We start from the raw sequence: 3818 nt of genomic DNA, 5'->3' as shown, positions 1-3818 counted from the left end.
GACTCCATCCCCACCAACATCGCGGAAGGGGTCGCTCAGCCCAGTGACGCCGATTGTGCTCGATTTCTCAGTTACGCCATCTCGTCGGCATTCGAAGTCGAGAGCCACCTCATCCTCGCGGACAAGCTCGGTCTCAAACTCGTTGGCATCGAGGAAGCCCTCGACGAAACCCGCCAAGTCCGCCGCATGACCCACGGCTTGAGGAAGTACTACGTCGAAAAAGCGAAACGAGAGAAAACGGAACGAGAGAAAACGAAAGAGCGCGACGGCTAGCCACGGCCCCCCTGCCTCCTGCCCCCTGATACCCTCCCCACTGCTTCCTAGGGAGTAAGGGGTAGGGAGTAAGGGGTAGGGAGTAAGGGGTAAGGAGTAGGTAGCACGGAGTACGGACTTAAAATATCCGCAAATTTATGTACTTCTTCGGATTCTTCTTTAAATCCATCACCAGCGAGTCCACCCGCAGCAGCAACGTATCCAGCCGCGCATACACCGCCGGATCGTTCAGTATCCTGGCCGCGGTGCCGTTGCCGTTGCTCACCTTGTCGAGCACACCTTGCACTTGCACGTTCGTCTGCTTGAAGTCGCGCGTGAGCTGCTCGAGCTGCGCCGAGGTGGCCTGCAGATTCTTGACCGTCGAATCCACCTTCGTGGAATCCACACTGGCCAGCGTGCGGCGCACGGTCTGTTGCGTCAGCGTGAGCTGCTTGGACTGTTCGGCCGTGACCGCGCTCAGCTGCGCGACGAGCTTCGTGAGATCGGCCACCGTCTGCCGCACGTCCGTTACGCCGCCGCCTTCTACGAACTGCACGCGCGCGGCGTCGGTCAGCGCGCGGATGTTGAGCGCGATCGAATCGCCCTTGCTCAGCAGCTCGGGAACGCCCGGTGATCCGGTGCCCGTTGGAATCGTGTCGCCTTCCGCCATGTAGCCCTGACGTCCGATGATCGGCGTGAGCGCAATCAGCTGGTCGCCGAAGATGCCGTTGGCCTGCACGGTGGCCGTCGTGCCTGCTGGTATCTTGTACTGCGACTGCATCTGCAGCGTCACCGTAATCGTGCCGTCGGGGATCAGGTCGACATGGTTGACATACCCGATCTGCACGCCGGCCAGCAGCACCGGCTGTCCCTGCTTGAGCCCGGCGCCCCATTTGAAGCGCGCGAACATGGGATATCCGCTGGACAGACCGCCACGGGCGATCCAGATCGTTCCGCCGATACCCAGCACCACCGCTACCAGCAGGAGCAGACCGACAAGCAGTTCGTCGCGTCGTTTCGTCGTCATGTATGGAGAGAAAGCAGGCGGTCAGGCCTGAATGAATGGAGCCAGGACGGCAGCCACGAGGGCATCGAGTACCAGAATGCTGACAGACGCGATGACGACGGCGAGGGCGGTCGAACGCCCCACGCCTTCGGCGCCGGCTTCGGTCACGTAGCCCTCGTACGAACAGACGAAGGCGATGGCGGCACCGAACAGAAACGCTTTGATCAGCGAGTACACGACCTGAAACGGCGTGAACGCCAGGCGTAACCCCGCCACGAAGTCGTCGGTACGGACATCGGTGGACGTGATCAGGATTACCCACGCGCTCAAGATGGCCGCGCTGTTCGCCAGAACCACCAACACCGGCAGCATCACGATCCCGGCCAGAAAGCGCGGCAGTGCGAGATAGGCCACCGGATCGAACGATAACGTTTCGAGCGCGTCGATCTGCTCCGTCACGCGCATCGTGCCGATTTCTGCGGTCATGCGGGCGCCTACCCGACCGGTGAGCACGAGCGCCGTCAGCAGCGGTCCCAGTTCGAGCACAATACTCTGCCGGGTGATCAGGCCGACCACTGAGAGCTGTACGCCGGGGAAGAGCTGGTAGCGCGTCTGGAAGGCTGTCACGCCGCCAAGGAACGCGGCCACGATGATGGTCAGCGGTACGGACTCCACCCCCATCGTGCGCATCTGGCGGATCGTTTCGGGAACCCAGGTGCCCGGGTCGCGCACGCCGCGCACGATGTCGCGCGCGAAATAGGCACGCTTGCCCAAGGCGCGCAGAATGCCCCCGGTGCGCCGTTCGGCCAGCCGGACGACGACGTCCAGGCTGAGCATCAGGTTCGCACCCGCGCCAACAGCACGAGGGCGAACAGTCCGCACGCGATGTTAGGCACCCACGCCGCAATGTCGGGAGGCATAAGCCCCTTTCCACCAATCGCTTTGGTCAACTGGATGAGCACGAGAAAGAGAATGGTCGTGGCCAGACTGACCGCGATACCGTAGGCGGCGCCACCACGCTGCGAACTCGTCGCCAGCGGTGCGCCGAACAGTGCAATGATGAGACAGGTGACGGGAATCGCCAACTTCAGCATCCGTTCCACCCGGAGCAGATTCACATCTGTCCCTGAGCGTTCGAGCGCTGTAATGAACCGCGTCAGGTCGGCGAAATTCATCTCGCTCGGCTGCCGCTCGGTGGACTGCAGGTCTTGCGGTTTCTCGGTGAAGTGCCGGTCAATGAGAGAATCGAAGGCGACGGCACGATCGGTAGAGTCGGTCGGGACCACATGCACGAGCCCCGACTTCAGCACCCAACCGCGATTGTCGTACCACGTGGCCGTTCTGGCCGCCACGAGCAGTCCAGGCCGCTTCACCGATCCGCGCTCCTCGATCTCTACGTTCTCCACGAATCGCTGTTTCACGTCGAGCGTGTAGATCCGGTACACGCGCCCGGTCTCGCTGGCAAACGCAAAATTGTAGCGATTATTGTCACGATCCTGTCCTTTGCCGGCCAGCAGCTTGAGTCGCTGGGCATTGGCCGGCGGCGCGAGCTCGCCGAACATGAGGTCAATGCCCATCGCCACAGTCGCCATGAACAGGATCGGCGCGATGAAGCGGTAGAAGCTGATCCCCGAGGCCTTGGCCGCAGTGATCTCGGAATACCGCGTGAACGTGCCGATCGAGAACACCGTGGCGAACAGCACCGCGGCGGGCAGCACCATGAACAGCGTGTCGGGAATCCAGTACACATAGCTCAGTGCAACGTCCTTGAGCGCCAGCTTGCGTTCGGTGTACTTGCGCAGGTTGTCCACGAGGTCGATCACGAACACCAGCACTGGGAAGCCAAGCGTGGTGACGGTGAAGATGCGGGTGAACTCGGCCGCTACGTACCGATCGAGTGGCGTAATGAAGCGGCGGCTCACGCGCCCACCGCCACCGTCGGACCCGTGCCTGCGGTCTTCGCGGCCTGCTCCTTCTTCATCTGTCTCGCCAGCGCGCGTCGTGCGCCGCGATCCGCCCACCAGTCACGGATACCACCGCCACGCGAGGTGTCCGTCGTCGATTCCACACGCCAGAGCAGTACGACACCCGCTACCGTGAAGATGGCATTCGCGATCCACATCGCGATCGACGGCGGCACCATGCCCTTATCGGCCAGCGCTTCACCGCCCATCAGACATACATAGTACAAGCCGAACACGGCGATGCTCACGCCGAGCGTCATCCCGACACCGCCACGTGGGTAGCGCAGCGCGATCGGTGGGCCGAAGAGGACGAACACGAGGCAGGCAAAGGACAGCGCGAACTTCTTGTGGATCTCCACCGTGAGGCTGTCGAGCCCTTCGCGCGACGCGACCAGCTGCGCATCCGCAGCGTTCATCGCCCCTTGATTCATGGTCACCGAGTCCACGACCGCCGGTGCCGGTATGGGCATGGACTCGGGTATGTTCACGGCGGGCGGCGGCGTAGGGATCGCCACGCCGAGCGTGTCTCTCAGTGTGTCGACCGCTGGCACGACCGCTGGCACGACCGCTGGCACGACCGCTGGCACGACCGCTGG

The 3818-nt window shown here is 62.8% G+C and carries 5 protein-coding genes; 1 reads left to right on the top strand and 4 read right to left on the bottom strand.

All coding sequences use genetic code 11. The features are described 5' to 3' along the window. On the top strand, positions 1-273 hold a 273-nt coding region (locus ACESNG_RS04685), incomplete at its 5' end, for a four helix bundle protein (protein WP_373068006.1). A gap of 118 nt (positions 274-391) precedes the next feature. On the opposite strand, the gene ACESNG_RS04680 is transcribed toward ACESNG_RS04685, so the two are convergent. Genes ACESNG_RS04680 through ACESNG_RS04665 form a run of 4 tightly spaced genes read right to left on the bottom strand, consistent with a single transcriptional unit; the run spans position 392 to position 3653 of the window. Further along, the gene (locus tag ACESNG_RS04680) at positions 392-1279 is read right to left on the bottom strand and encodes an MlaD family protein (RefSeq protein ID WP_373061974.1); all 888 of its coding nucleotides are present in this window, start codon (positions 1277-1279) and stop codon (positions 392-394) included. A gap of 21 nt (positions 1280-1300) precedes the next feature. Then, the gene (locus tag ACESNG_RS04675; protein WP_373061972.1) at positions 1301-2095 is read right to left on the bottom strand and encodes an MlaE family ABC transporter permease; all 795 of its coding nucleotides are present in this window, start codon (positions 2093-2095) and stop codon (positions 1301-1303) included. Further along, positions 2095-3180 carry an LptF/LptG family permease gene (locus tag ACESNG_RS04670; RefSeq protein ID WP_373061970.1) on the bottom strand — a complete coding sequence of 362 codons (1086 nt, stop codon included), beginning with the start codon at positions 3178-3180 and terminating at the stop codon, positions 2095-2097. The genes ACESNG_RS04675 and ACESNG_RS04670 overlap by 1 nt, the downstream gene beginning before the upstream one ends. Further along, positions 3177-3653, bottom strand: a complete 477-nt coding sequence (locus ACESNG_RS04665) for an LptF/LptG family permease (RefSeq protein ID WP_373068004.1) — start codon at positions 3651-3653, stop codon at positions 3177-3179. Before ACESNG_RS04665 ends, ACESNG_RS04670 begins: the two co-directional genes overlap by 4 nt. Positions 3654-3818: the final 165 nt, after the last annotated feature.

The organism is Gemmatimonas sp. (assembly GCF_041689975.1).
Lineage (GTDB): Bacteria > Gemmatimonadota > Gemmatimonadetes > Gemmatimonadales > Gemmatimonadaceae > Gemmatimonas.
This window is presented reverse-complemented; position numbering and strand designations above follow the sequence as displayed.